Genomic DNA, 25,486 nt, shown 5'->3' with positions numbered 1-25,486 from the left:
CGTCCCTTCGTCGGTACGTCATCGATGCGTGCCCTCGCGTCGCACGGGCCCTCAGGCGGGCTCGGCGACGGCCTGCGCGTCCAGGGGCGGCTCGGAGTGCGTGTGCGGTACGTGCCTCAGCTCGATCCCGCGGTGCAGTCGGCGGGCGAGGAAGTAACCGGCACCGGCGGCGAGGCTGAGCCCGATGAACAGCGGGGCACTCCACCGCAGCCACCACGTGCCGCCGGTGAGGTCGTAGATCTCCGCACGGGGCCAGATCAGATTGACCGTCATACCGGCCTGGTAGAGCACGGCGAGCGTGTTGACCGCCACTCCCCACCGGCCCAGCGAGAACAGCGGCCGGCCGGTCTCGTCGACGCCCGCCGGCAGCCCGCCGCTGCCCCTTCGCCGGATCCGGGTGACCAGCAGGGGCACCGTCACGCCCAGGTAGGCCAGGTACAGCAGGGCGATGCAGAGGCTGGACAGGGCGGTGAAGATCGCCGGCTGGCGGATGTTGACCACAAGCGCGATCGCGGCGCCGACGCCCACCACCATCGACGTGGTGATCGGTGTACCGGTGCGGGCCGAGACCTTGCCGAGGTGCCGGTGGAAGGGCAGGGCGCCTTCGCGCGCCATGGAGTACATCATCCGCGCCCCGGAGGTCTGCACGGCCAGGGTGCAGGCGAACACCGCGACCGCCACGCAGCACAGCAGCAGTCGGCCCAGAACCCCGCCGAGCCGGTCGGTGAGCACCCAGGACAGACCACCGGCTGCCAGTTTTCCGTCGGTCAGGCTGCGCGCCGCCGTCAGCCCCGACAGGATCAGCAACGCGCCGCCGACACCCGAGGTGGTCAGGGCCCGCAGGATGGTCCGGGGTGTGGTTCGGCGCGGGCTGTGGGTCTCCTCCGCCAGTTCGCCCGCCGAGTCGAAGCCGACCATCACGTACGCCGCCATCAGTGAGGACGCGAGGAAGGCCCCGAAGTAGCCGCCGTGGCCAGCCCAGCCGGTGGGGTGGGCCACCACCTGCGGACCCCGCTCGGGCAGGAAGAAGAGGATCAGCACCAGCGCGAGCACGCCGACGATCTCGACCGTGACGCCGAAGCTGGTGGCGGCGGCCATCTGGCGGATTCCCAGGATGTTCACCACCGTGGTGATCACCAGCAGAGCGCATCCCAGCAGGACCGCGTTCTGCGCGCCGGTCGGGGAACCGACCGACGGATCGGCACCCGGACCGCCGACGACCTGGAAACCGGACCAGACACCCGGCAGCACCGCCTGCGCCGCGATCGCGGCCGCCGCGACCGTGAGCATCTGCCCGATGATCATGATCCAGCCGACGAACCAGCCCGTCGTGGTGCCGGCCAGTCGGCTCGACCACTGGTAGATCGCCCCGGATATGGGCCAGCGTGCGGCCAGTTCGGCGAAACACAGCGCGACGAGCAGCTGGCCCGCGAAGACCAGCGGCCAGGTCCAGAAGAACGCCGCGCCGCCGAGACCGAAGCCCAACCCGAACAGCTGGAAGACGGTGGTGAGGATCGACACGAAGGAGAAGCCCGCGGCGAACGACGCGAAGCTGCCCACACCGCGGTGGAGTTCCTGCTGGTAGCCGAAGACGGCGTGGCCGGTCGCGCCACCGCCGCCAGGATCCTGCGCAAGGGGGAGTTCGGGCCGGTTCATCGCCGCACCTCCGATCGGTCGACAGATACCTGTCGCTTGATAGGTATTGCGATCGTCGGCCGGACCGGTCTCACACCCGAGTCTGGGAAGTTAACTTCGTGTATCCGTCGGCCCGCCTCGGAGAAGAGCGCATGCCGGCACTCTGCGGTGTCCCCACGGGCGATCCACCGGTCCAGGGCCTGGCACACGATGTCTTCGCGCAGGTCGACGGTGCGCGGGTGCGTCAGGTCGGAATGGAGGGCGGTTTCTTCCTCTTCGAACTCGCAGCGGTAGTAGACGCGGCTGCGGATGGTGGCGGGCTGCATCTTGCGCCCGCACAGGCTGCACCGGACCCGGCCGTGCAGAGCGTAGGAGCGCGCGCCCTGCTTCCCGGCGCGCTCCTGCCGCCCCTGGTTGCGGGCGCGCTGTGGGCGCACGGTGCGGGCGGCATCGAAGAGATCGGGGCTGACGACCGCTTCGTGGGCGGGTTCGTCGGGGCTCGTCGGAGTGGATCCACTCCTCGACGGGGTTGTGGGTCATGTGGGTGCGGTGGCCGAGGGTGACGTCGTCGACGGAGGAGGCGTTCTTCCTTGCGCCGCTTGTTCCAGACCCCGTGGCTGGTGTAGCGGGAGTTGAGGAGAATGGCGCGCACGGCGCCCTGCTGCCATGCGGTCTTCTTGCGGTGCGGATTGCGGGTGACGTCGTCGGTGGAGGGGCAGGGGATGCCCCGCAGCCGGGGTCAGCGCGGGGCGGAGAGCCACTGGCTGAGCCAGGCAAACGCCGGCGGGTACTCCGCGGACCAGGTGTTGTAGTTGTGGCCGCCGCTCGGCAGGAACAGCGTGCGCACCGTGACCGGCGAGGACGCCGCGGCCGCCTGGAACTGCGTGATGTAGGAGGGCGTGCTGAGACGGTCCTCGCGTGAGGTGGCGAGGAACAGACTGACGTGGGACTTCGTGTGCCGCACCAGGTAGGTCGGGCTGTTGAGCCGGCGCACGGTCGGATCCGGGAGGACGGACTCGTCGCCGGTCAGCGGGTCGGGGTCGAGAGCGGCGCCCGCACCGAAGACCTTCGGGTACTGCAGGGGCAGTTTCGCGGCGCAGAAGCCGCCGGTCGAGAAGCCCGTCACGCCCCAGCCATCGGCACCCCGCAGTGTGCGGAACTTGTGCCTGATCAGGTCCGGAACGTCCACCGACATCCAGGTCGCGACCTTGCGGTTGGGTAGGTCGGTGCAGTCGGTGTCCACACTGCCCGGATTGACCACGGGCATCACCAGGATGAAGGGGTGCGCCTTCTTCTGCTTCAGCAGGTCCGAGAAAGCACCCGGCATGCCTCCGTGCTCCAGCCAGGACTCCGGGGATCCGGGCACGCCGTGCAGCAGCATGATGACCGGGAACCGCTTGTTCTTGTAGGCCGGCTCGTCGTACTGCGGCGGCTTCCACACCAGCACCTGCCCGGACAGCGCGGACTTCTGGCCGTGGAAGTACGTGTCCAGGACACCGCCCTTGGTGCTGTGGTTGAACTTCGCGCGTTGCACCGGCGGCCCCGGCATCGCGACCGCGTTGGTGTTGTCCGTGTTGCCCATGAGATCGTCCCAGGACGCGTACAGTCCGTAGCTGTTGTTGATCCAGGTGGCCACGACGCTGATCGCGGTGAGCTGGCACAGGCCGATCATCACGGCGTGCGCCAGCCAACGCACCGGCCTGGGCCCGCGGATCCTGGCCCACAGGGCGATCGTGCCGACCATCGCCACGACCGTCGCGACGACGAGGGCGACGAAGAACGGCGTTCCGGTGAGAGACACACGACCACCTTTCTGGACCACTGAGCGAGAGCGAAACGGGCGCCACCGGCTGTAGCGCCCGCAACGACCACGCATGCCGGCTACTTGGCTAGAGGGGACCCGACGATCACCGGTTCCGTCCGACGGGTCAGGACAGGGCGAGTGATCGTCAGGGGGTGGTGTCCACGGGCGACGGCGGCCTGCGGGGCACGGGGTGCTCGCATCGCGGCCAGAGGCGGGCAGCCGGGCTTTCCGGCCGGGCCAGAAGGTGTGACCGAGGGCCCTCGGCCGGTGAGGCGGCGCCGTCGGCAGGTCTGTGTCCGGAAGGCCCCGGGCCGGCGGGATGCGCTCGGCCGGCGCCCCTGGGCCCGGGCCGTCCAGGGACTCGTCGTAGGGTTCGTCCGTGTTCGGGGTCTTGTTCGGGGTCTTCCCCTCGTGCACCTGCTCGTCGGTGCGTTCGCGCAGCGGCGGCGAGGCGGTGAGGGCGGCGGTGACGAGGGCGAACACCGCGGCGACGAGCGCGCGAGTACCCCGAACCGGCGAGTTCGGGACGGGCGGTCGTACAGCGACACCGAGGATCTGCTCCGGGAACGCAAAAGACCCACCGTCGCCGGCAGAGGCGGCGCCGACGGCCGGCGCCGCCACGCCTCACTGACCGGCAGAACCGGCCCGTGGCCGGGCGGCAGAAGTAGACCGGGATACCGGTGGCTATGGTGAACGCGCCGTGGGCGTCCATCTCGCTTCCCTGGGCCCAGGTCAGGGACAGTCGGAGTGGGGACCAGCGCGCCCCGGGACGTTTTCGGCGCCGCGGTCGCCGGGCGGATGCAGGAGCATGCGGTAGCAGGTGGCAGGCTCGACCAGGTGCCTCCGGTGCCGATCCGGACGGTGGCTTGTGACGGGAGCCTCCTGTTGAAGCACCTCCCGATTTCCCGGCCCGCGTCGATAATGACCTTGTGCGCTCGCTAGTCAGGAAATTCATCCTGCCCCTGACGCTGGTCATCGTCGGGGCAGCCGCAGTGGTGGGGGACGCCGCGGGGGAAACCCACGCGGTCAGAAGCGGCGGGCGCAGCGGTTTCGGCAAGTCCGGCGAGCCCGGCCGGTCCCCGCGGGACCAGGACCAGGACCTCCCCGCGACGGCCCCGGCCAAGGACGGCACCGCGTACACCCCCCTCAGGACCGAGGAGAACGCCCGGATCGGCGCGGTCTTCGAGAAGGACGACCGGGGCGCCCACTTCTGCACGGCGAGCGTGGTGCGGAGTCCGGGCCGGAACATGCTGATCACCGCGGCCCACTGCGCCTTCGACGCCGACTCCGGACAGCCTCTGAAAGACCTGGTCTTCGCCCCCGGCTACCGCGACGGCGACGAACCCACCGGCCTGTGGAAGGTCAGCAAGGTGGTCGTCGACGACCGCTGGGCCAAGTCGCAGGACGAGGACCTCGACGTCGCCTTCCTCGTCGTCGACCAGAAGGACGGCAAGGACATCCAGGACGTCCTGGGCGGCAACACCCTCGGTATGGACCGCGGCTTCCACAACAAGGTCGAGATCACCGGGTATCCCACCAGCCGTGACACCCCCGTCTCGTGCCGGAACCGGACCACGAAGTTCAGCGACACCCAGCTGCGCATCCAGTGCACCGGCCTCGCGGACGGGACCAGCGGCAGTCCCTGGCTCGCCGGCTACGACCCCAAGAGCCACACCGGCACCGTCATCGGCGTCCTGGGCGGCCATGAGGGCGGCGGCGACCAGGACGATGTCTCCTACGCCGCGTACTTCGACGACGACATCGCCAAGCTCTACCGGCGTGCCCAGGACGAGGACTGAGCCCAGCCCGTCCGCACCCGCTCACGGCGAAGGGCCGTAGCCGCGAAGCGTGCCGCCTGGACGTTCTTGTGGACACCACGCCGTACCTGTTTGGCCGTCAGCAGGGCTTGGCCGGGAACTTCTTGAACTCCACCGCGCGGTGCCGGCGGTGGAGCGGGCTGATGACCTCGCCGGTGGCCGCGTTCAGGGCGGCGAACAGGGTACAGTACGGCGAGTCTGCACAATCCGGCCGCTTACTTGATCGTGTTTCAGACGGCTGTACTTATACTTCACCGCCGGGTACTGGAAGATCACCGGCAAGGTGTGGCAGGACGGTGTTGCGATGTACTACATCACGCGACTGACCGGGTTTCAGATGTCGCCGACGTTCGCTCACTGTCCGGCCGCCGTGAAAGCGGTCCGGTGGCCTTCGCGGCCTGGTTCGCCACGGGCAACCGGACAGCCCGCCTCGTCGGCCGTTTCCTGGGCCTTCCTGCTGCCCGGCACCTGGCTCAGGCCGCCTACTGGTTGGTGGCCCGCAATCGACACCGCATCCCGGGCCCATGGTAGCACGCGTGCACGATCTGAACGCATACCACCGCACTCGCGCGGTTGCACGGGCGGTGGAGGAACTCCTCAATGCGCCGGCCGATCAACGGGCTCGCCAGGCACCTCACCTGATCAGTGAAGTGGGCGCCGCACGCCTTGAGAGGATCATCGCCGCAACCCGCACGAGGATCGGAACCGAACAGGCCGAGGTGACGTACGCCTACCGGAGAGGGATGACGATCAACGGACCCAAGGGCCGTGTCGCGGCCTGGGGCAGCCTGGACCGCGAGGGGCGGTTGGCTGGTCTCCTCATCGACACTTCAAGTGTTCCGCGACGGTGGCCGAGCGGGATTCCGATCCGCCTGGTGTGGGCCACCGCCGCGTTCGGCATGTGGGTGTACTCGATGCTGGACCTGTCCATCGGTGTTGCTACGGCGCCGACAATGCTCACCTGGTTGTCCTACGCCGTGAGCGCACTGCTGGGCTGCCTGCTGCTGATCGGCTTCTCCGCTCCGAAATGTTTCCCGCGGTGGGTCCGCTTGTTCCCGTACGTCGTCTTGGGCATAGTTGCGGCGACATTCGTGTGGCTACTGGTGTTCCGGGGCGTCCCCGTGGGGCACGGCGGACTCGATCAGGTTGGCTACAGCCACATCGTCCTGCTCGCCGCCGCCTTGGTCTTCCTTGCACGGGGTCGCGTCCATCGGTGGGGGCAGCCGGTGTCCACACCCTTGCACTTTCCCCTGACGGGACCCGGTTGGTACATCGCGCAGGGCGGCGGCAGGTTCCTGAACCACCACCGGACCGCTGCCGCCCAGCGAGGCGCGATAGATCTCGTCAAGACAGGACCTAACGGGACGAATACCGGCATGTTTCGGTTCCTCGTCCCCTCCCGTGACCCGAACTCCTACCTTTCCTACGGGCAGCCGGTCCTGGCCCCGTGCAGCGGGGGCGTCGTCACTGCTGTCGATGGCGTAGCCGACCAACCCCCCGGCCGCATCCATTACGGGCCGCTCTACGGCAACCACGTGGTGATCGACACCGGCCATGAGCACGTGGTGCTGGCGCACCTGCGGCCGGGGACCGTCAGCGTCACCGCGGGTGATGTGGTACGCGTCGGCCAACTCCTCGGTGAGGTCGGAAACTCGGGGCGCAGCACAGAACCGCATCTTCACATTCATGCCGAACGCGACGGAACGGGCCTGGATCTCCAGTTCATCGGCGTGACCGGTGGGCTGTACCGAGGTCGAACCGTCCCCACCCAATAACCGCGCTGTTCACAACTCCGTCACGGCACCGCCCCCGTTGCTGGGGCGGACACCTTTGCCGTTCACGAAACAGAAGGCATCCTGGTGTTCCCTCGAATACACAAAGCCACCGCGGTGGTATCAGCGATCCTGGTCTCCGCCGCGTCAGCGCTCGGGGCCTGGGGCTCTGCGGCGGTCGCTGCGGCGCTCGCGTGGGTGAGTGCTTCGATGGTGGCGGAGAACCGGCCCGGGGCGAAGGCCCGGGCGATCCACCGGCCGGGGCCTGGCACACCGATGTCTTCGCGTGGGTAGACGGTGCGCCGGTGCGTCAGGTCAGGACAGAGGGCGGCTTCTTCCTCTTTGAACTCGCAGCGGTAGTAGACGCGGCTACGGATGGCGGCGGGCTGTACGGCCTGTACTCCGGCGTCCGCACCGACCTGGTCCGGCTGCTCGGGGACGCGTACACCGAGCCACGGGCGGATGAGCTGCCGTCTGGCTGCCTGCCGCAGACAGAAGCGATTTCCGGCCGTTCGGCGGTTGCCGGTGCGACAGGGGCGATGCCGGGGCGTGACACATGAACGCGCTCGTCGGTGCCGCCACCCCGGTCGTGGCGGACGCCGGCCGTATCGGTGTCAGGAAGGCGCACAGACCGCTAGGTGGTCGGCGTGGCCGTGCCGGCCGACGTATCCCTCTCCGACTGTGCTCCACGCGCCCGGCGGGAGCGTGGAGCACAGGCCGGTCGCGCCGTCCCGGTAGACGACCCTCACGCTCACGGTGTCCGTGCAGTTGTTGGCGGCATCGACGTAGCGCCAGCTCTCGTACATCGTCACACAGGCCGGGACCGACACGGGTGGCTGGTCCTCGGCTTCCGCGGGCTGAGTCAGACCGAGCGGGAGAGTCATCATCGTGAAGGCTGTGGCGGGCACCATAGCCCATTTCATCCGGTTATGCACTGTCGGAGTCCTCATCATTCTGAACGAAGGGTGTACGCACAGGTGAAGGAGATCGCCCCAAAAAGGTTCTTTGCCTTCGGGAGTTGACGATTTCAAGGGGCGGGAGCGAGTGCAAACAGTGCGGCCCGATTTCGGGCACCCCGGCGTTTTCCACCCGGGGAGTCCATCACCGGCGCGAACGCGGCCCGGAGGCGCCGGTGGACCATGATGAGCCTTCAACCATTTCAGCGGTGGTCGGACGGCGCGCGCCGCCTCGGTCAGGTCAGCGCTGCTCGGCGGCGGCCGGGATACCGCGGTGTGCAAGCCGTCCGACGGCGCTCCACCCGGATGCTTGGCCGGAAGAGGCGGGCCGGGTCACGACCGTGTCCTGTGTGGTGGGCGGTCGGTTGGCCTGGGCATGGACCGGGGTCGTGGAGCTGGATTGCTCAGGACGGGCTGTGGGACAAAGTTGCCCCTGCGTTTACAGCGCCTCGGGCGCGGTAGCGGAGACCACCGTCTTCGGCGAGGCGCTCGCCGCGTACGACTTCGTGCACGAGCCACGGCACGAGGCTCTGCCGACCGACTGCCGTGCGGTGCCGGACGCGTACGAGCAGGCGAAGCGCTTGCCTGCCGCCGTCCAAGGCCACGGCAGGGCGGAGGTGGCAGCGCCGGAGGCCTCGACCGAGGAACGGCGGGCCCTCGGCGGGTCACGCCCGCAGACAGGCCGCCCGGTGCCCACCCGCCCGTCCGAGGCGCTCGCGCACGGGCAACGCACCGTGTCTCCTGCGGCTCAACAGCTTCGGGCCGCAGCGATCCGACTTCTCCCGGGACCCGCGTGCTCGCCGCCCCGCGCTGCGGGCAACGTCGCACGGGAAGCACTCGTCGACGTCACTGCGGCCAGTGCGCGAAGGGGCGCCCGTCGCACGTGCCTTGATGTCGTGGCTGGGTCAGGCGCCGAGTTCGGTGCGGTTGATCCAGCACACGTCCCGCTCCGTCAGGAACCGTTCGGCGCTGCTGGTCGGCCTGCTGCGGCAGAACGTCGTGGGCAACGGGTCGTGGCGGATGAGCTCACCGGCCACGCCGCATCGCGACCGCAGCAGGCCGGCCACCTGCCGCACCATGTCGGGCGGCCCGCTCAAATGGACATCGTGTCCTGCCCAGCTGCCACGGTCCGTGATGGCGGTCTGCATCATCTGCACGCCCGCGGATCCGGGTGCGTGTCTGCCGGGGATGACGGACACCACCTCCAGCCAGGTGTGACGTTCCATCAACAGCCGTACGCCGACCGCGTCGTAGTGGTCCCCTCCGCAGCGTCCGCCGAGGAACACGGCGGTGCGGCGCGGGGCGTACGCCACCTGCTCCAGCACCGCCTTGGTCTGCCCCCAGCCGGAGCCGCCGGCCACCGCCAGCAGAGGCCGCTGTGAGCCGGGAGGCAGGACGGCGTCTCCGAGCGGTGGCCCCAGCCGCAGTGCCTCACCGACGTGGGTCCGGTCGACCAGGGCGGTGCTCACCGTGCCCTTGGGGACCTTGCGCACGTGCAGCTCCACAGTGCCGTCGGGGCGGGGCGCGTTGGCGATGGAGAAGGGCCGCCACACCCGGGGGGCGTGTGGACTGCAGAGAGTGAGGTACTGGCCGGGCACGAAGGGATAGGGCCGGTCCGGTGCGAGAGTGAGAATGACGAGGTCGGGCAGCGGTTGCCGCCGCGCGACGATCCGGGCGTCCCACCATGCCGGCGTGGTGGGAGGCACCGCTGCGGCAGCATCGACCATTGCCTGGGAGATGACCGAGTACGCCTCGGCCCACGCCTTCTCGACCGCCGGCGTCCAGGCGTGCCCGCAGAACTCGCGGAGCGTGGCGATCAGGCTGGCGCCCACTGCCGGGTAGTGCTCGGGCCCGACCTCGAACTTCCGGTGGTCCCGGCCGAGGGCGGCGAGGTAGGCGCCGAGGCGCTCAGGGGCATCCAACAGCACGACGAGCTGGGTGAGGGCCGCGAACAGCCGGTCCTGCTGTTCTGCCATCTCGTCCGGGAAGAGGGACCGCACGTCCGGGTTGTTGGCGAACAGGTGCGCGTAGAAGTAGGCGGAGGCGTGATCGGCGCGGCGCTCGACGACGGAGAGGCTGGCACGCAGCAGTGCGGGGTCCAAAGCCATGGGCCGACCTCAGACAGCGGTGGCGGCGTCTGCGGACCCGCCCGCTGCGGTGTCCGCCGCGGCGCCGGTCATGGTGGTGCTCACGATGCCGAACAGGGTGCTCCACGCCTGCGCGGTGGCGGAGTCCCAAATGTCTCCGGCGAAGTGCTCAAGCGTGGCGAGGAGGCTGGCGCCGACGGCGGGATAGTGCTCCGGCAAGGCACCGTATGCGGCGTGACGGCGCCCGAGCCCTTCCAGGATGCTCTGCAGATTCTGCGGTTTCCCGAGGTTGGCAACCAAGGTGCGCAGCGCGGTCCACAGCCGGTCGCGCTGCTCGTCGAGATGCGCGGCGAAAAGGCCTCGCACTTCAGGATTGTGCGAGAAAAGGTGGTCGTAGAAGTAGGTGGCGACATCGGGCCCGTAGGGCTCGACGGCGGCGAAGCTGCGTGTGACCAGTGCGGTGTCCAGAGCCATGGCGCCAGACTGTACCGCGCTGCATCGGGCGGCTCGTTATGAAAGCGTTATCTGTTAAAAACGTCACTGTATCCATTTCGCTATCCTGGCAAGAATGCGCCGATGGGCTGAATTGATCCTGTCCGTCGCGCAAGCGAGGGCGGTGCCGGGGCCTCTGATGGACGGTCGTGTGCGGCCCATGCGCAGGGATGGGGAGTGCCGTCTGAGGTGGTACCTGGAGAAGTACGAGATTTCCCTCGCCCGGACTACCGACTTTCACCGCCCGATGTGGCCAGGCCGGCGGTGTCGGATCCGGTGGCGCCGGTCGCGAGGCCGCTGCTGTGCGCGCGCTGGGCCCCGGCATCTCGCGCAGTCGGCCGATGGTCTCTGACACGTCTGCGAACAGCTGTGAGAGGGGGGATCTCCTGCTGGTGATGCCCGCCGGGGGATTGCCGCTCTTGCTGCCCGACCGCGGCGACGACCGGCTGGTGGTCCGGCTTCGCGTCGTACAGCCCGTTGAGCAGGTGGACGGCGCCCGGCCCGGAGGTCACGGTGCAGCAGGCCACCTCGCCGGTGGACTTGGCGTGCGCGCACGCCATGAACGCGGCCATCTCCTCGTGGCGCGTCTGGATCGATTCCGGGTCGCCCTGCGCCCGGTCGAAGGCGCTGAGCGGCCCGTTGATCCCGTCGCCGGGACAGCCGTGGACCCTCTCGATCCCCCGTTCCCGCAAGCGTTGCAGCACATGGTCGGCCACCAGCGTCGTGTCGCGCTCCCTCGAACGCGCACCTTTGCCGTCGCAGTGGGATGACCTCCCGTGGTGCCGGATGAACAGCCGGTGGTTCTCCTCTGCCCGGTCGGCGAAGTGTTCGTCCAGGTGGCTCTGGCGCGCAGGGAGTGGGGCCTCGGGTGAACTGCGGCGAACTCCCGGTCCGCGGAGTCCGCTCGATCGGCCCGGGCGGCTGTTCGCACAGGCAGGCCCTCGATGTGGTCAGCGATGCTGCCCTGCTGTCGGGGCCTGGGAAGTGCAGGTGTTCGGTGCGTCCCCGGCCGGCGCGGCCGCCCCCGGCGAGTTGGTGTGTGGCGTCGTCGTCCACCGGTTCGCGCACCGCCGGCGGGTTGGTGAGGGTGACGGCCATGTCCGGCGTACAGGCGTCGATCGGCCGGCCGGCGGGAGCGATGTCCGCAGGCGTGTCTGCGGCGGTTCCCGAAGCGGTCTCGGGCCGGCCGTGCTCCTGGGCGGACCTCGCAGGGTCCAGATGCCGGAGCACCTCTCGCAGCTGGTTCAGACACCGGGTGAGCAGCCGGGAGACGTGCATCTGGGAGACGCCCACCGTCGACGCGATCTGCTGCTGCGTCTGGTCGTGGAAGAAGCGGAGCGCCAGGATGCGGCGCTCTCGCTCCGGGAACTGCTTCAAGGCTTTGATGAGCTCTACTCGCTCGGCGGCGGCTTCGATTCCGGGATCGTGCTCTCCCAGCGCCTCGCCGAGCGCGGGCAGGAAGCCTTCCGATTCTCCCGCGGGCGCGTCGAACGATCGAGATCGCACGGTGCCCTGGGAGCGGATCGCCTGGGCCACGGTGTCCTCGGGCAGCGAACAGGCCCGTGCGACCTCCGCCAGCGTGGACGGACACCCGGCGTGCTGCTGTTCGAGTTCCAGCTGTGCCCGCCGCACCTGCCGTCTGGCCTCCTGCAGCGCTCGCGGCAGCCGCACGAGGCCGGTTCGGTCTCTGAGGTGGCGTTTCAGCTCGCCGCTGATCGTCGGGACCGCGTAGGAGAGGAAGGCGTGACCTTGATCGGGGTCGTAGCCGTCGACGGCCTTGATCAGGCCAAGGCAGGCCACTTGGAAGAGGTCGTCGTGCTCCTCGCCGCTGACGTTGCGGTACTTCGAGGCCATCCGGCGGGCGAGGGGCATCAGGGTGCGGATGGTCTCGTCGCGGACGGCCCTGCGCTGAGGAACGGAAGTCTGCCGACCGACGCGTGATACGAGCTCGTCGATCCGTGCGGATGTAAGCGCGCCGCCGGCCTCGGGCTTCGCTGATGGGCGGAGGGTGGTGAGGGGCATGTGAGCCTCCGCAGTCGGGCTGGCCTTCCTAGGGCGTGTTTCGAAAGTCCCGTCTGGTCCGCGACGCTACTTTCGAAACACGCCCTAGGGCATCGGAGCATGGGTCCCCACCTTCGGTTGGCCTATGCAAAGATCACCTGGACGGTCGTGAATTGCCTCCGGACGGCGGGCCGGACGGCTGACCGGTGTTTCGCGGTGCTCGGACGAGGCGGTTCACAGACGTCCCGGCGCGCGTCCGAGGTGCTCATGCGTCTGCTCCTCGTCCATCCCAGTGCCCTGATGTCGTCGGAGATCTTCCTGAGGCCGGAACCGCTCGGACCGGAACGTGTCGCCGGGGCCGCCCGTGATGCGGGGCACGAGGTGCGGGCTGTGGCCCTGCAGGTGCGCCATCATGACGCCCTGCACAGGACTGTGGCTTCTTTCCGGCCCGGGGCGGTTGCCTTCTCGCTCGACTATCTGGCGAGCATCCCCGAGGCCATCGGCCTTGCACGCGCCATCAAGGGCGACGGTGCCGGGCTGTTGCCTCTTCTTCGGCGGGCAGGCGTGTCCTTGCCGAGGACGTCCTGGAGCAGGCCGAGGGTGCCATGGATGCGGTGGTCCGTGGTGCGGGCGAGCCGGCCGTCGCCCCGCTTTTGCAGGCCGTTCGTGACGGTGGTGTGGACGGCGTGCCCGGTATCGCCACCTCCGCCGGGCGGGGGCCTGCCCCGAGCATGCTGCACTCGATCGACAGTCCGCGTCCGGCGCGGGACCTCATGTCCCACCGCAGCCACTATGTCATCGGCGGGTTGACCCGTGCGCTTCGATCGAGTCCCCCCGGGGCTGCCCCTGGGCCTGCTCCTCCTGCTCCGCTTGGACCCTCTACGGCCGCAGATACCGCAAGGCATCACCTGAAGCGGTCGCCGAGGAGCTCGCAAGCGTCCGGGAGCCGAATTTTTCGTCGTCGACGACGTCGCCTTCATCCGGCCCGAGCACGGCGACGCCATCGCTGCCGAGGTGGAACGGCGCTCCTGCGAAGGATCCCGACCGCGACCGCTGATCCGCGTGCGGACGAACCTTGTCGGGGCAGGCTCCACCACTGGTGTCATCGCCTCGGGCTCGCCAACGTTCCGGGCGCCGATTCACGCCGTGGTCAGGGCCGCCGCATGTGCAACGGCGTGCGCCATCCCCCGCTCGGCGCACCCCGGCCGTACTGGCCGGTGACGCTCTGCTCGCACTGGCACAGGACGCTCTGCCCAAGACCCGAACCGACGAGGCAGCACATGCCGGACGTCGGCCGGCGACCGCGATCGGCTGACGCACACGCCGGGTGTGCGGTCAGGGGCGGCCGCGGCGCGTCACCCGGTCCCGCAAACGGTCCCAGGGCCCCCAGAGGGAGGTCGTCAATTTTGTCAGGACCGGTGAGTCGGGCGCTGCGGGGCGCGGTCGAGTCGGGGCCTCGGCTTCGGTGCGGCGTGCCGCGGCACCGGCGTCACGCAGGACGTCATCGGGGCCTACGGCCTGCAGGCGTGGGAAAACCTGCTGTTCGAGCTCGACCACGTGCCGGGTGACGTCCTCGACGAGGGACAGCAGCAGACGCACATACTCTTCACTGCGCGGTGGGGTGGTCCCCAAGGACTTCAGCGTCTGCTCAATGTCCCTGTCCCCCATGCGGAGGCTGTCCGTCCAGTCGCCGCCGTCCACGACGTAGCGGTGGAGCAGGGGGTGCAGGCGCTCCTTCTCTGCGGTCAGATGGCGCACCAGGCAGATGCTGACCTGTTCCACCACAGCGCTGCGTTCGTCGCTGCCGGGCGGTGCGGCCCGCACCTGGTCGATGAGGCTCTGGATCCTGTGGTGGTCCGCCGCAAGCTCCGCGATGATGCCGCTGTCGCTCCCCAACTGCTTCTCCTTGAAGGCTGCGTGCGGTTCGGCGGGTCGGCGTGGCACGACCCTGGCTCCGAGCGGCTCCCGCGGTGTCACCGGTAGCTGCCGTACTGCGGGTTTCCCGTGATGTCGGCGTTTCATGCTCGCCCGTATGCCTGTCCCGTTGGTTGACGGTCGAGGGCTTCGGGTACTCCTGCGCCCGTCGCGCGACCTGCCGGCGGTGCGGCGCGCATGAGGTATCGAACAGAGGAGCGGGTGTGGGCGTGCTGCTGGGGCGACGCAGGCAGAGGCTGAGGGCACGGGCGCGACAGACGAGCTTCCGCACGTACATCGCGATCGACCGGCGATCGCCTGCGTCGGAACTGGCCAATCAGCTGATGCGCAAGGCATTTCCTGATCACTGGTCGTTCTTCCTGGGCGAGATCGCGCTCTACAGTTTCATCGTCCTGGTGCTGACCGGCTCCTTCCTGACGTTCTTTTTCGATCCGAGTCTTGCCGAGGTGCCCTACACCGGCTCCTACGGGCCCTTGCGGGGGCTGCTGGTGTCGCACGCGTACGAGTCGACGCTCCACCTGAGCTTCGACGTGCGCGGGGGTCTGCTGATGCGGCAGATGCACCACTGGTCGGCGCTCCTCTTCGTGGCGGCCATCGGCGTTCATATGCTGCGGATCTTCTTCACCGGAGCGTTCCGCCGGCCGCGGGAGTTCAACTGGATCATCGGAGTGACCCTGTTCCTGCTGTCCCTGCTGGAGGGTTTCTGCGGCTATTCGCTGCCCGACGACCTGCTGTCCGGTACGGGCCTGCGCACCGCCAATTCCATCGTCCTGTCCATCCCGGTCGTCGGCACGTATCTGAGCTTCTTCCTCTGGGGCGGACCGTACCCGGGAACCGCGATCGACCGGCGTTTGTACATCGTGCACGTCCTCTTCGTCCCCGGCGCGCTCCTCGCCCTGATCACCGTGCACCTGATCATGGTGATGTACTTGAAGCACACCCAGTGGGCGTCACCGGGGAAGACCAACCGCAACGTCATCGGTCAGCCGATGTTCCCCGTCTTCATGGTGAAGTCCAGCGGGCTGGCGCTGATGGTCGCCGGTGTCACCGCGCTGATGGGGGCCCTCGCGCAGATCAACCCCATCTGGGATTTCGGCCCGTTCAAGGCCGACCAGGCCTCCACCGATGCCCAGCCGGACTGGTACGTGGGATTCCTCGAGGGCGCGCTGCGGTTGATGCCCGGCGTCGAAACGAACTTCGCCGGCCACACCTTCATGTGGAACGTCCTGCTGCCCGCGGTGGTGCTGCCGCTTGTGCTGTTCGCGGTGCTCTACCTGTATCCCAGCTTCGAGCGTTGGGTGACGGGCGACATGGTGGAGCACCATCTGTGCGACCGCCCCCGGAACAAGCCCACGCGTACCGGGCTCGGTGTGGGGGCCATCGCCTTCTATGCGGTGCTGCTCATGGCGGGAGGCAACGACGTGATGACCGTCTGGTTCGACGTATCCCTGAACGAGCTGACCTGGATCTTCCGGATCGCCGTGTTCGTCCTCCCGGTCCTCGCTTACCTCGTGACCAAACGGGTGTGTCTCGCCCTGCAGAAGCATGATCGTCAGCTGCTCGAAGAGGGTGAGGAAACCGGCGAGGTCCACCAGGACCTGGCAGGGGGGATGAGCGAGCTGCACGAGCCCATCGGGCGTGAGGAGCGCTACAAAGTGCTCGTGCGGGACATCCCCCGCCCGCTGAGGCACCCAGGACGCCAGGCGCCGCTGCGGAGCAGGCTCCGGGCGTCGCTGAGCTCCTGGTACTACGGCGAGCGCGTCGAGATGCCGGCGACGGCGGAGGAACGCCTCCAGATCGGAGGCCGAACCGCCGACCCCGTCTCGGGCGGCGTCGCAAGCGAGGAGGAGTGAGCCGACGCGGCTGCGTCAGTCGCTCTCGCGTCCGTTGTACTGGAACGCCATGCCGAAGACCCCGAGGCCGAGGACGCCCAGGCCGATGAGGATGAGCCAATCGCCGTAGACCATGCCGTTGGCGACCAGCGCGGCGCCGACGGCCGTCACCACCGGATGCCGGCTGTGTGGGGGGAAGAAGTCGACGCGGCCACTGCGCTCCTGGATCTCCGCGTCCCCGCGGTCCTCGGGACGCGAGCCCTTGCGCCGATAATTGATCATCGAGAAGAAGGCGATCACCGACGCCATGAGAAACGAGACGGTGAGCGCCGCGATACCCGCGGGCTCCCGCGCGTAGTAGATGTAGGCGGCATCGGTGAGAAGGAAGAAGACGGCCACGCCGCCGAAGAGGTATGCCTCGGATTTCATTCGCTCTGCGTCCCTAGGGTGTCGGGGGTCGGTTCCACGGTTCCGCGAGCCGACTCGGGCAGCTCTTCGATGAGCTCGGGGTGGTGCAGGTCGAAGGCCGGGGAGTCGGACCGGACCCGGGGCAACGCCGTGAAGTTGTGCCGGGGCGGAGGACAGGAGGTGGCCCATTCCAGCGAGCGGCCGTATCCCCAGGGATCGTCCATGTCCACTTTCGGCGCGTACCGGGCGGTCTTCCAGACGTTGTAGAGGAACGGCAGGGTGGACAGCCCCAGCAGGAACGCACCGATCGACGACACGGTGTTGAGGGTGGTGAAGCCGTCGGCGGCCAGGTAGTCGGCGTAGCGCCGTGGCATCCCCATCTCACCCAGCCAGTGATCCACCAGGAACGTGGTCTGGAATCCGACGAACAGCGTCCAGAACTGGATCTTGCCCAGGCGTTCGTCGAGCATCCGGCCCGTCAGCTTCGGCCACCAGAAGTAGAAACCGCCGAACATGGCGAAGACGATCGTTCCGAACAGGACGTAGTGCAGGTGGGCGACGATGAAGTAGGTGTCGGTGACGTGGAAGTCCAGCGGGGGCGAGGCGATGAGGACGCCGCTGAGCCCGCCGAGCAGAAAGGTGACGAGGAAGCCGAGCGACCAGAGCATGGGTGTCTCGAAGGAGAGGCTGCCCTGCCACATGGTGCCGATCCAGTTGAAGAACTTCACGCCCGTGGGTACGGCGATCAGAAAGGACATCAGGGAGAAGAACGGCAGCAGGACCGCGCCCGTGGCGAACATGTGATGCGCCCAGACGGTCGCCGACAGCATGGTGATCGCGATGGTCGCGCCGATCATGCCGACGTAGCCGAACACCGGCTTGCGGCTGAACACCGGGATGATCTCGGTGACGACGCCGAAGAACGGCAGCGCCACGATGTACACCTCCGGATGGCCGAACCACCAGAACAGGTGCTGCCACAGCAGGGCTCCTCCGGTGGTCGAGTCGAAGATGTGTGCGCCGTACCGGCGGTCGGCGACCAGCGCCAGCAGGAGGGCGGTGAAGACCGGGAAGGCCAGCAGCACGAGGATGGAGGTGAACAGCACGTTCCAGGTGAAGATCGGCATCCGGAACATCGTCATGCCCGGGCAGCGCAGGCAGACGATCGTGGCGATGAAGTTGACGCCGCCCAGCGTGGTGCTCACACCTGACAGCACCAGGCCCATCGCCCACAGATCACCTCCGTGGCCCGGGGTGTGGACGGCGTCGTTCAGCGGGGAGTACGCGAACCAGCCGAAGTCGGCGGGACCGTTGGTGACGAGGAAGCTGGACAGGACCGTGAGCCCGCCGAAGAGGAACAGCCAGTAGGTGAGGGCGTTGAGCCGGGGGAAGGCCACGTCCGGGGCACCGATCTGCAGGGGCATCACCGCGTTTGCGAAACCGGTGAAAGTCGGCGTCGCGAAGAGCAGCATCATGATCGTGCCATGAATCGTGAACAGCTGGTTGTACTGCTCCTGGTCGATGATCTGAAGCCCGGGACGTGCCAGTTCGGCGCGCATCATCATCGCCATCAACCCGGCGGCCAGGAAGAACCCGAACGACGTGACGAGATAGAGATTCCCGATCTTCTTGTGGTCGGTGGTGGTCAGGTAGTCCCTGATCCGGTCGCCCGTCTGCACGCGCGGGCTGGAGCTGGTGTCTTGTTCCTGTCCCGGCTCCTGGGACGTCTTCGACATGAGCGCTCTCCGTGCGATGTACCGATGAGTCGGCATCCGTGACGAACGCAAGAGGGGTTAGCCCCGAGGAACTCCGCGTAAACCTGCGCGTCGCCCGGCCGACGAGGGTCGGGCTTGACGTCTGGCCGAGGGCATCAGTGCTCCACCCGGTGATCCTCGGACCGGTCCGTCGCACCGCATTCCCGGGTCGAGGCCAGGGCCGTCGCCACGTCCCCGGGGTAGGTGCCCGGTGGCAGGAGCGTCAGCAGCCCGGCCGCGGTCAGTGGCAGCAGACATACCAGCAACGCACCCTCCAGGCTGGGAGCGGTGGTGATCAGCTGCTGCACCCCGTCCATCGGGACGGTGCGCAGGCCGGGCAGGAAGGTGGAGATCACTGCCGTGGTGACGAGGAAGAATGCGGGGAGGGAAGACGAGAGCCACAGCCAAGACGGCGCCCGCGACAAGGACCGCCCGGCCCGGTGACACCACTTGCCGGGCCATGGGCCGGTCCGCACCGCCCGCTGCACGGTGCGTGCCGGAACGGCCCTATGCGTCCGTGTCCTGGTGCTTGATCTTGATCCAGTCGCGGGAGCGGCGCCCGGGTAGGTAGGGGCTGGTGAGCCGCTTGGCAACCACACCGTCGAAGCCCTCCTGGAGGGAGTGTTCGAGCGCCTGGGAGGCGCTCGAAGGCCAGGCTGCGGGGACAGCGATGCCGGGACGTGTCAGAGCGAGGTCGTCCAGCAGGTCCCGGCGCGAGGTGTAGGGAAGGTGGACTGCCGGCTCACCCAGATAGAGGACGTCGAAGATCATCAGCTGGACGGGCAGGTCTTCCCTTGCGCGCGAGACCGCTTCCGGGTGGTGCAGGTTCATGCGCTGCTGCAGCCGCTCCACCGAAGGGCGCCCTTCCGTGTCCAGGGCGACGATCTCGCCGTCGAACACCGCCTGGGGAGCGGGCAGAGCGCAAGCCAGTGACTGCAACTCCGGGTACTGGTCGGTGACGTGCAGCCCCGTTGCCGAGATCAGAGACATGGTGCCGTCGCCGGGCAGGTGGGCGAGAACCCGGGCACCGTTCCACAGCGTCTCGTAGGCGTACTCGGCTTCGGTCTGCGGCGTGGGCGGCGGGCCGACGACCGCGAGCATCGGTGACAGCGGCGGCAGTGCACCAGGCGAGGGCAACGGCGGATGCGTGCTCATGGTGTCCAGCGTCACTCCCGGGACGCGTGTCGGCCACCGGGCCCCCCGAAGACGGTGTCGACGCCCCATTCCAGGAGACGTTCGACGAGCGCGTCGGAGGCGGTGCGTTCGCTGGCCATGAGCTGCTCCCTCCGTGGGCGGAGGACGGTCGGTGGGTGAATTGTCGCGTGCATGCCGATGTGTCGGCCGGGTCGAGGGAGCGCGGAATGCGACCGGCTGTCCTCACTGCAGTGGCCCGCCAGGTCGCGGTAGCCCGTGCCCGGTCCGGGCGAGACGGCGGACTGCCGCCGCCAGGCCGACGGCGTCGGCGGCAAAACCGCTGCCGACCAGGGCGCGCCGGGCGGCGCCACGTGCGGTGGCTTCCGCGCCTCCTTGGCCGGATGCGGGATGCGGCGGACCGGTCGGGCCGTGCCGGATGGCGAGCTGGAGGAGCTGAGCGAGGTGCGGGGGTTCCCGGTCGCTGCCGCTGCGGATCTGGCCGCGGCAGCTGAAGCCGTCAGCGACGATCAGCGTGTCCGGTGCGGTGTCGCGGACGGTGGGCAACAGGACCCGCTCCGCGGCGGCGGTCGAGACGTCGTAGTGCTCGCCCGCCCCGTAGCCGAAGCTCCCCGCCATGCCGCAGCACCCGGCGTCGGGTATGTCGACGTCCAAGCCCATCCGGTGCAGCAACTCGGTCTCGTCGTCGAATCCCGCTACCGTGCGGTGGTGACAGTGCGGCTGTACCAGCGCCTTGCGGTGCAGCTGGGGAACCGGCCAGTCCGGTGCGTGCCGGACGAGGAACTCCGAAAGCAGGTAGCTCTGGGCCTTCAGCCGCTGGGCATCCGCGTCGTCGGGGAAGAGGTTGACCAGTTCGTCGCGGAAGACGGTCAGGCAGCTGGGCTCCAACCCGATGACGGGGATGCCGGCCTCGATCTGCGGCCGCAGGTCCGTGAGGATCCGGCGCAGGTAGCGGCGCGCCGGGACGAGCATGCCGTAGTCGTAGAAGGGCCGGCCGCAGCACAGACGCTGGTCCGCGACGACAGGCCGGAATCCGGCCGACTCCAGCACCTCGACCGCGGCGACGGCGATCTGCGGTTCGAAGAAGGCGGTGAAAGTGTCCGTCCACAACACAACCGGTGGAGCGTCCGGATGCCGCGGCGTGTGGGAGGCGAACCAGTCGCTGAAGGGGCGAGCGGCGAGGCGGGGGACGTCACGGCGCTGGTCCACCCCGCCGGTCAGTTTCAGCATCCGGCCGAGCAGCGGGGCATGCGTGAGCGCGTTGACGAGTCCCGGCGCATGGGCGGCCAGGCGTGCCCACACCGGGATCAGGCCGAGCGCGTACGCCTCCCGGGGGCGCAGTCTGCCTTCGTAGTAGTGGTGGTAGAACTCGGCCTTGTACGTGGCCATGTCGACCTGGACGGGGCAGTCCCCCCGGCAGCCCTTGCAGGCCAGGCAGAGATCGAGGGCGTCCTTCACCTCGTCGTCGCGCCACCGGTCGGTGAGCGGCCCGGACGCCTCGGCCATGTTCTGCAGCAGCCGGGCGCGCCCGCGAGTGGAGTGCTTTTCCTCGCGCGTCACCGTGAACGACGGGCACATGACGCCGCCGTCGGTGTGGCGGCACTTGCCCACGCCGAAGCAGCGGCGGCCTCGTGGAAGCTGCCGCCGTCCTGCGGGTACCCGAAGACGGTTTCCAAGTGGGCGGGACGATTGCCGGGGCCTTCCCGCAGGTGGCTGTCGAGCGGGTAGGGATCGATCAGCTTGTGAGGGTTCATCCGGCCGTCGGGGTCCCACACCTGCTTGAACTCGGCGAACGCCCGCATCAGCCGGGGGCTGAACATCTTCGGCCACAACTCGGCCCGGCCGTGTCCATCGCCGTGCTCCCCCGAGAGCGAACCGCCGTACGGCACCACCAGGTCGGCGGCCTCCTCCATGAATCTGCGGTAAGTGCCGACACCTTCGGCGGTGCGCAGGTCGAAATCGATCCGGCAGTGCACACAACCCTGCCCCCAATGGCCGAAGAGCACCCCGTCGTAGCCGAAGCGGTCCAGCAGTCCGGTGAAGTCCCGCAGATATTCCTCCAGCCGCTCCGGGGCCACCGCGGCGTCCTCCCAGTTCGGCCAGCCGGTGTGGCCGCCGAGGCCGACCGGCATCCGCGAGGTGCCGGCCGAGTGCCTGCGGATCTCCCATACGGCGGTCTCGTCCTCCGGCCGGTCGTACAGCCGGTGACTCGGCGCGTCCGCCAGCGCCCGCAGGCCACGCACCAGGTCGTCTGCCCGGGCATCCGCCTCCTTCTTGGTGTCTCCCCCGAACTCCACCAACAACCACGCGTCACCCGGGGGAAGGCGCTCCGCGCCGCCGAACCGCATGCCCTTGGCGTGGAGGTTGTCCACCACGTGCCGACTGGTGAACTCCAGCCCGATGGGCTCGAACCCCATCAGCCACGCCACGTCCCGGCCGGACGTGGGGATATCCGGATAGCCGAGGACGACGAGGGTCCGCTCCGGCGGGGAGTGCACGAGACGGCACGTCGCCTCCAGCACGAGCGCGCAGGTGCCCTCACTTCCCACCGGTGCCCGACCGACGTCGAAGCCGTTCTCGGGCAGAAGCTGCTCCAGGTCGTAGCCGGACACCCGACGAGGAATGTCCGGGAAACCGGAGCGGATGTCGTCCACATACGTGTCCCGGATGTGCTTCAGCCCGGCGTAGATCGCTCCACGGCGGCCACCGCCGTCGATGAGGCGCTGCAACTGCTCGTCACTGGTCGGGCCGACCCGCATCCGGCGACCGTCGTACGTGGCGATCTCCAGCTCGACGATGTGTCCACGGTCTTGCCGGCCATGACCGAGTGCGTGCCGCAGGAGTTGTTGCCGATCATCCCGCCGAACGTGGCGTGGTCGTGCGTGGCCGGGTCCGGACCGAACGTCAGCCGGTGCCGCTCGGCCGCGTCCCGCAGATGATCACAGATCAGCCCCGGCTGCACCCGGGCCAGCCGTGCCTGCGGACTCAGGTCGACCAGCTGGTTCATGGAGAAGTCGAAGACTACGGCCGCGTTGACCCCTTGCCCGGCCAGCGAGGTGCCACAGCCACGCGCCAGCACCGGCACACCGTGACGGCGGCACACATCCAGCCCCGCAAGCACGTCCTTCACATGCCGTGGGATGACGACCCCAAGGGGTACCTGGCGGAACACCGACGCGTCATGGGCGTACAGGGCGCCGTCACCGGGAGTGAACCTCACCTCCGCCGCGACCGCGCGACGCAGATCCCGGGCAAGTGGCAGGGTCTGCGCCCACCGGGAGGCAAGGCCGCCCGACCCCACGTTCGTACCGGTCATACCGCCCCGAGTAGCCCGGACAGAACGGGAGGAAACACACCTGCATCATGAGTAACCGTGGTAGGCCGAATCGCCCGGCCATGGGGGTTTGCGCACTCGCGCCGGGCCCCGACCAGGCACCAGCTCGAACGCGGGCAGTGCGTAGCGCGACGACGTCCTCGTTTCCTGCTCTGGTGGTCGGCGGGAGAACAGGCAGGGCCGGCCTGTGCCACCGCCGGGCCGTTGCCCGTGTCCCGGTTGCGCCAGCTCGGAGGCACGCCCGGGGGCGCGCCGAGGTATGGCCGGCCGGGTCGGTCGGGCCTCCACCGGAACCCGGCCGACCCGGCCGCGCGGCTCCCAGCAGGGCGACGGAGACCTGAACCGCACAGGGGCGTGCTCGGCAGGCAAAGGCCTCGAAGAGGGGACGCCGGTGGGCTGCACGGGGTCGCAACCGCAGGGTACGGACGATCACCCGACCGGCCTTGTGGACGAAAGGCCCCCCCATTGGCCTGCTGGTGGTCTGCTGGTCCGGGGGCGGCGCTGCCCGGCGGCGGGACGGGCACCGATCACCTTATTCGTTCTTCTCGCGTGCTGTTCGGGCGTCCTCGTCCACGTCGGCGTCCTCACGGTGGCCGGCTTCGCCGCCCAGAAGCGGGGAACGTGACAGGACCATCACCGCTGCCGCTGCCGCTGCGGCGGCAGCGACCGCCAGCAGGATGAACAGTCCGCCGCGCACGGTCTCGCCGAATACGAGCGTGCCCCACAGGATGGCGACCACCGGATCGGCCATGGTCAGCCCGGGCTGGGTGGCCAGCAGTCGGCCCGCGTGCATCGCCGACTGCAGCAGGAACATCGCTCCCGCACCAGCCGCGATCATGGCCCACAACTGCCAGCCTGCGAACAGAGCGACCAGGCCATGGGAAAAGGCGATGGTCATCGCCTTCATCAGTGCGGCGGTCAGGGCAAAGGCGCACCCGGTGGCGGCGCCCAGGATGGCTGCCCGGCGCGAACCCGACACCCCGCGCGCCCAGAGCACACCGGCCACGATCACTGCGACGTTGATGCCACAGCCGATCAGCCACCCGAGCCACGACACCGACGACGCGTTCCCGCCTTGGGGCGACAACGCGATGAGCAGGCCCGCCACGCCCGCTGCCATGACCGCCGATGCGACCCACTCACGTCGGCCCAGCCGGCCTCCCAGGAGGAAGTTCGAGAGGATCAGCGCCGTCGGCAGTTCCAGGGACAGCAACGGCTGCACGAGGGAGATCTGGCCGGCATCCAGAGCCGCGGCCTGCAGGGGGAAGGCCGCCATGATCGAGAGAATCCCGCCCAGCCACACTCGGCGATGCAACAGGTGCCATATCAGGCGCAGGCTCAAGTTCTCTTCCGCCGGCTGGTCCCGGGCAGCCTTGCGCTGCAGGACGGAAGACAGGGCGTTGGCAGCGGCCGCCAGCACGGCCAGCACGGGGCTAAGCACGATACCGCCTGGATGGAACCGACGAGCCAACCGATGAGCGCACCAGGCCCCGGACGCAGGGCAGGGTGCCGCGACGCCCACCCGCACGGCACAGCGTGTTGATCTCCGCCGCCCGGGGAACCGTCACCGGCGCGCAGAAGACGTACGAATCCGGGAGCGAGGGAGGTCCCGGTTCCCTCACCGCCGGCCTGGTGTGCAGTGGTGCCGCCCATGCCCGTTCCCGCTGCTTGCTGCGAATACGACATCAGTGCCGTGCCTCTCCCGGAGGAGCCGGTGTCTGCTGCCTGGGCGAGTTCCCGGTTCCGGCTGGCTGACCCTCGCCTTGCCCAGCCCGGTACCGAACGGGGGCAGGCCGGCGAGTCCGAGGGCCGCAGCACTGCAGGGCCGGGCGTTCAGCGGTCCCGTCTGCCGCGGCCGTACAGGGTGAGCTCGTCGACGTCGTCGTGTCGGGCCAGCAGGGTGCCGACAAGGAGGAACAGGGCCGCCTTGACCCGTCGTGTCCGGCCATGTGCAGCGCGGCGCCGGTCGTACCGTCCGCATCCGTCGTGGCGAAGCCAGGGTGAAGAGCCAGGGTGAAGAGGCTGACGTGCGCCGTGGTCGAGTGGACGAGCAGGCGCTTGAGGCGGTGCTGGGCGAAGCGCCTCAGGGCGCCCACCACGGGCGCCACCGTGCCCAGGACGAGGGCCACCGTGCGCAGGACGAGGAAGGTGCGCCGGATGTCGTGGTGGGGGAGGGGCCCGTCGAAGACGACCCGGTACACCCGGGCTGCCCCGTACAGGCCCGGTTCGACCCTGGCTCGGGAGAACAGCACGCAGACCGGGGCCGGGGTCATGGCGTGTGCGTGGCGAGCCGGAAGGCGTCGGGGGTGACCCACCAGGGGCAGCCGCCCGCAGGAGGGGGCGGGTTCGGGATCGACGATCAGGAGCCCGATGGCTCCCTGCCCACTCTGCACGAGCTCGCCGGGCGCACACCCGGGCTCACCAGCGCTACGCCGTAGGGCTACCGGACCCGTGCTGCTGACCGACACCGAACGGACGGCGAGGTCGGACGTCGAGCGGCGCCGGGA

Annotated in this window: 20 protein-coding genes and 4 pseudogenes; 5 read left to right on the top strand and 19 right to left on the bottom strand. The window is 69.0% G+C overall.

Annotated elements, in window-relative coordinates:
• Positions 1-51: 51 nt before the first annotated feature.
• The 4 genes and pseudogenes from AC5WRT_RS14235 to AC5WRT_RS14220 all read right to left on the bottom strand — a co-directional run.
• Positions 52-1,656 (bottom strand): amino acid permease, encoded by a 1,605-nt coding sequence (locus AC5WRT_RS14235; protein ID WP_496098101.1) that lies wholly within the window; start codon positions 1,654-1,656, stop codon positions 52-54.
• Positions 1,653-2,072: a recombinase zinc beta ribbon domain-containing protein gene (locus tag AC5WRT_RS14230; protein ID WP_496098100.1), complete on the bottom strand. Its 420-nt coding sequence runs from the start codon at positions 2,070-2,072 to the stop codon at positions 1,653-1,655. The genes AC5WRT_RS14235 and AC5WRT_RS14230 overlap by 4 nt, the downstream gene beginning before the upstream one ends.
• A gap of 302 nt (positions 2,073-2,374) precedes the next feature.
• Positions 2,375-3,436, bottom strand: a complete 1,062-nt coding sequence (locus tag AC5WRT_RS14225; RefSeq protein ID WP_496098099.1) for an alpha/beta hydrolase — start codon at positions 3,434-3,436, stop codon at positions 2,375-2,377.
• Positions 3,437-4,085: 649 nt separating this feature from the next.
• Positions 4,086-4,276: pseudogene (locus AC5WRT_RS14220) on the bottom strand (IS30 family transposase); the annotation flags it as partial.
• 92 nt (positions 4,277-4,368) lie between these two features.
• Between AC5WRT_RS14220 and AC5WRT_RS14215 the strand changes: the two are divergent.
• The 3 genes from AC5WRT_RS14215 (at position 4,369) to AC5WRT_RS14205 (ending at position 7,588) form a co-directional block, all read left to right on the top strand.
• Complete coding sequence (locus tag AC5WRT_RS14215; RefSeq protein WP_496100272.1) at positions 4,369-5,238, top strand: trypsin-like serine peptidase; 870 nt, start codon at positions 4,369-4,371, stop codon at positions 5,236-5,238.
• A gap of 554 nt (positions 5,239-5,792) precedes the next feature.
• Positions 5,793-7,031, top strand: coding sequence for a M23 family metallopeptidase (locus AC5WRT_RS14210; protein ID WP_496095226.1), 1,239 nt, complete (start codon positions 5,793-5,795; stop codon positions 7,029-7,031).
• Between the two features lie 302 nt (positions 7,032-7,333).
• Positions 7,334-7,588, top strand: a complete 255-nt coding sequence (locus AC5WRT_RS14205; protein ID WP_496095227.1) for a hypothetical protein — start codon at positions 7,334-7,336, stop codon at positions 7,586-7,588.
• 54 nt (positions 7,589-7,642) lie between these two features.
• Here AC5WRT_RS14205 and AC5WRT_RS14200 read toward each other — a convergent pair whose 3' ends face one another.
• From AC5WRT_RS14200 to AC5WRT_RS14180, 5 genes and pseudogenes are all read right to left on the bottom strand, one after another.
• Complete coding sequence (locus AC5WRT_RS14200) at positions 7,643-7,939, bottom strand: alpha-amylase inhibitor (RefSeq protein ID WP_496095228.1); 297 nt, start codon at positions 7,937-7,939, stop codon at positions 7,643-7,645.
• Between the two features lie 950 nt (positions 7,940-8,889).
• Positions 8,890-10,092 carry a globin domain-containing protein gene (locus tag AC5WRT_RS14195; RefSeq protein WP_496100271.1) on the bottom strand — a complete coding sequence of 401 codons (1,203 nt, stop codon included), beginning with the start codon at positions 10,090-10,092 and terminating at the stop codon, positions 8,890-8,892.
• A gap of 9 nt (positions 10,093-10,101) precedes the next feature.
• On the bottom strand, positions 10,102-10,545 hold the full coding sequence (locus tag AC5WRT_RS14190) for a globin domain-containing protein (protein ID WP_496100270.1): 444 nt from the start codon (positions 10,543-10,545) through the stop codon (positions 10,102-10,104).
• Positions 10,546-10,909: 364 nt separating this feature from the next.
• Positions 10,910-11,267: pseudogene (locus AC5WRT_RS14185) on the bottom strand (thiamine pyrophosphate-binding protein); the annotation flags it as partial.
• A gap of 583 nt (positions 11,268-11,850) precedes the next feature.
• Positions 11,851-12,417: pseudogene (locus AC5WRT_RS14180) on the bottom strand (sigma-70 family RNA polymerase sigma factor); the annotation flags it as partial.
• A 414-nt stretch (positions 12,418-12,831) separates the two neighbouring features.
• On the opposite strand from AC5WRT_RS14180, the pseudogene AC5WRT_RS14175 reads away from it, so the two are divergent.
• Positions 12,832-13,590: pseudogene (locus tag AC5WRT_RS14175) on the top strand (B12-binding domain-containing radical SAM protein); the annotation flags it as partial.
• A gap of 309 nt (positions 13,591-13,899) precedes the next feature.
• Here the strand turns inward: AC5WRT_RS14175 and AC5WRT_RS14170 are convergent.
• Entirely contained in the window at positions 13,900-14,508 is a 609-nt protein-coding gene (locus AC5WRT_RS14170; protein WP_496095231.1) for a hemerythrin domain-containing protein, read from the bottom strand.
• Positions 14,509-14,708: 200 nt separating this feature from the next.
• On the opposite strand from AC5WRT_RS14170, the gene qcrB reads away from it, so the two are divergent.
• A complete protein-coding gene (gene qcrB / locus AC5WRT_RS14165) occupies positions 14,709-16,352 on the top strand; it encodes a cytochrome bc1 complex cytochrome b subunit (RefSeq protein WP_496095317.1) in 1,644 nt (547 codons plus the stop codon).
• Positions 16,353-16,367: 15 nt separating this feature from the next.
• Here the strand turns inward: qcrB and ctaF are convergent, their stop codons facing one another.
• The 9 genes from ctaF to AC5WRT_RS14120 form a co-directional block, all read right to left on the bottom strand.
• Positions 16,368-16,760, bottom strand: coding sequence for an aa3-type cytochrome oxidase subunit IV (ctaF, locus tag AC5WRT_RS14160; protein ID WP_496095232.1), 393 nt, complete (start codon positions 16,758-16,760; stop codon positions 16,368-16,370).
• Positions 16,757-18,475, bottom strand: coding sequence for an aa3-type cytochrome oxidase subunit I (ctaD, locus tag AC5WRT_RS14155; protein WP_496095233.1), 1,719 nt, complete (start codon positions 18,473-18,475; stop codon positions 16,757-16,759). The genes ctaF and ctaD overlap by 4 nt, the downstream gene beginning before the upstream one ends.
• Positions 18,476-18,609: 134 nt before the next feature.
• Positions 18,610-18,849, bottom strand: coding sequence for a hypothetical protein (locus AC5WRT_RS14150; protein WP_496095234.1), 240 nt, complete (start codon positions 18,847-18,849; stop codon positions 18,610-18,612).
• 151 nt (positions 18,850-19,000) lie between these two features.
• Positions 19,001-19,648, bottom strand: a complete 648-nt coding sequence (locus tag AC5WRT_RS14145) for an ATP-dependent DNA ligase (protein ID WP_496095235.1) — start codon at positions 19,646-19,648, stop codon at positions 19,001-19,003.
• Between the two features lie 222 nt (positions 19,649-19,870).
• Positions 19,871-21,223 carry a (Fe-S)-binding protein gene (locus AC5WRT_RS14140; protein ID WP_496095318.1) on the bottom strand — a complete coding sequence of 451 codons (1,353 nt, stop codon included), beginning with the start codon at positions 21,221-21,223 and terminating at the stop codon, positions 19,871-19,873.
• Positions 21,202-22,404, bottom strand: a complete 1,203-nt coding sequence (locus AC5WRT_RS14135) for an FAD-binding oxidoreductase (protein ID WP_496100269.1) — start codon at positions 22,402-22,404, stop codon at positions 21,202-21,204. The genes AC5WRT_RS14140 and AC5WRT_RS14135 overlap by 22 nt, the downstream gene beginning before the upstream one ends.
• Positions 22,320-22,961, bottom strand: coding sequence for an FAD-binding oxidoreductase (locus AC5WRT_RS14130; protein ID WP_496095237.1), 642 nt, complete (start codon positions 22,959-22,961; stop codon positions 22,320-22,322). Before AC5WRT_RS14130 ends, AC5WRT_RS14135 begins: the two co-directional genes overlap by 85 nt.
• A gap of 550 nt (positions 22,962-23,511) precedes the next feature.
• The gene (locus AC5WRT_RS14125) at positions 23,512-24,408 is read right to left on the bottom strand and encodes a DMT family transporter (protein WP_496100268.1); all 897 of its coding nucleotides are present in this window, start codon (positions 24,406-24,408) and stop codon (positions 23,512-23,514) included.
• A gap of 256 nt (positions 24,409-24,664) precedes the next feature.
• Positions 24,665-25,252 (bottom strand): proton-conducting transporter transmembrane domain-containing protein, encoded by a 588-nt coding sequence (locus AC5WRT_RS14120; protein WP_496100267.1) that lies wholly within the window; start codon positions 25,250-25,252, stop codon positions 24,665-24,667.
• Positions 25,253-25,486: the final 234 nt, after the last annotated feature.

Source organism: Streptomyces sp. NTD91 (assembly GCF_059510455.1).
Note: the sequence above shows the minus strand (reverse complement) of the source record. Positions and strands in the feature narration are given on the sequence as shown.

Coding starts and splice junctions, on each gene's coding strand:
- AC5WRT_RS14140 (WP_496095318.1), bottom strand. CDS start 21,223: ATGTGCCCGTCGTTCACGGTGACGCGCGAGGAAAAGCACTCCACTCGC.
- AC5WRT_RS14130 (WP_496095237.1), bottom strand. CDS start 22,961: ATGACCGGTACGAACGTGGGGTCGGGCGGCCTTGCCTCCCGGTGGGCG.
- ctaD (WP_496095233.1), bottom strand. CDS start 18,475: ATGTCGAAGACGTCCCAGGAGCCGGGACAGGAACAAGACACCAGCTCC.
- AC5WRT_RS14200 (WP_496095228.1), bottom strand. CDS start 7,939: ATGGTGCCCGCCACAGCCTTCACGATGATGACTCTCCCGCTCGGTCTG.
- AC5WRT_RS14120 (WP_496100267.1), bottom strand. CDS start 25,252: ATGACCCCGGCCCCGGTCTGCGTGCTGTTCTCCCGAGCCAGGGTCGAA.
- AC5WRT_RS14135 (WP_496100269.1), bottom strand. CDS start 22,404: ATGCGGGTCGGCCCGACCAGTGACGAGCAGTTGCAGCGCCTCATCGAC.
- AC5WRT_RS14190 (WP_496100270.1), bottom strand. CDS start 10,545: ATGGCTCTGGACACCGCACTGGTCACACGCAGCTTCGCCGCCGTCGAG.
- ctaF (WP_496095232.1), bottom strand. CDS start 16,760: ATGAAATCCGAGGCATACCTCTTCGGCGGCGTGGCCGTCTTCTTCCTT.
- AC5WRT_RS14145 (WP_496095235.1), bottom strand. CDS start 19,648: ATGAGCACGCATCCGCCGTTGCCCTCGCCTGGTGCACTGCCGCCGCTG.
- AC5WRT_RS14235 (WP_496098101.1), bottom strand. CDS start 1,656: ATGAACCGGCCCGAACTCCCCCTTGCGCAGGATCCTGGCGGCGGTGGC.
- AC5WRT_RS14195 (WP_496100271.1), bottom strand. CDS start 10,092: ATGGCTTTGGACCCCGCACTGCTGCGTGCCAGCCTCTCCGTCGTCGAG.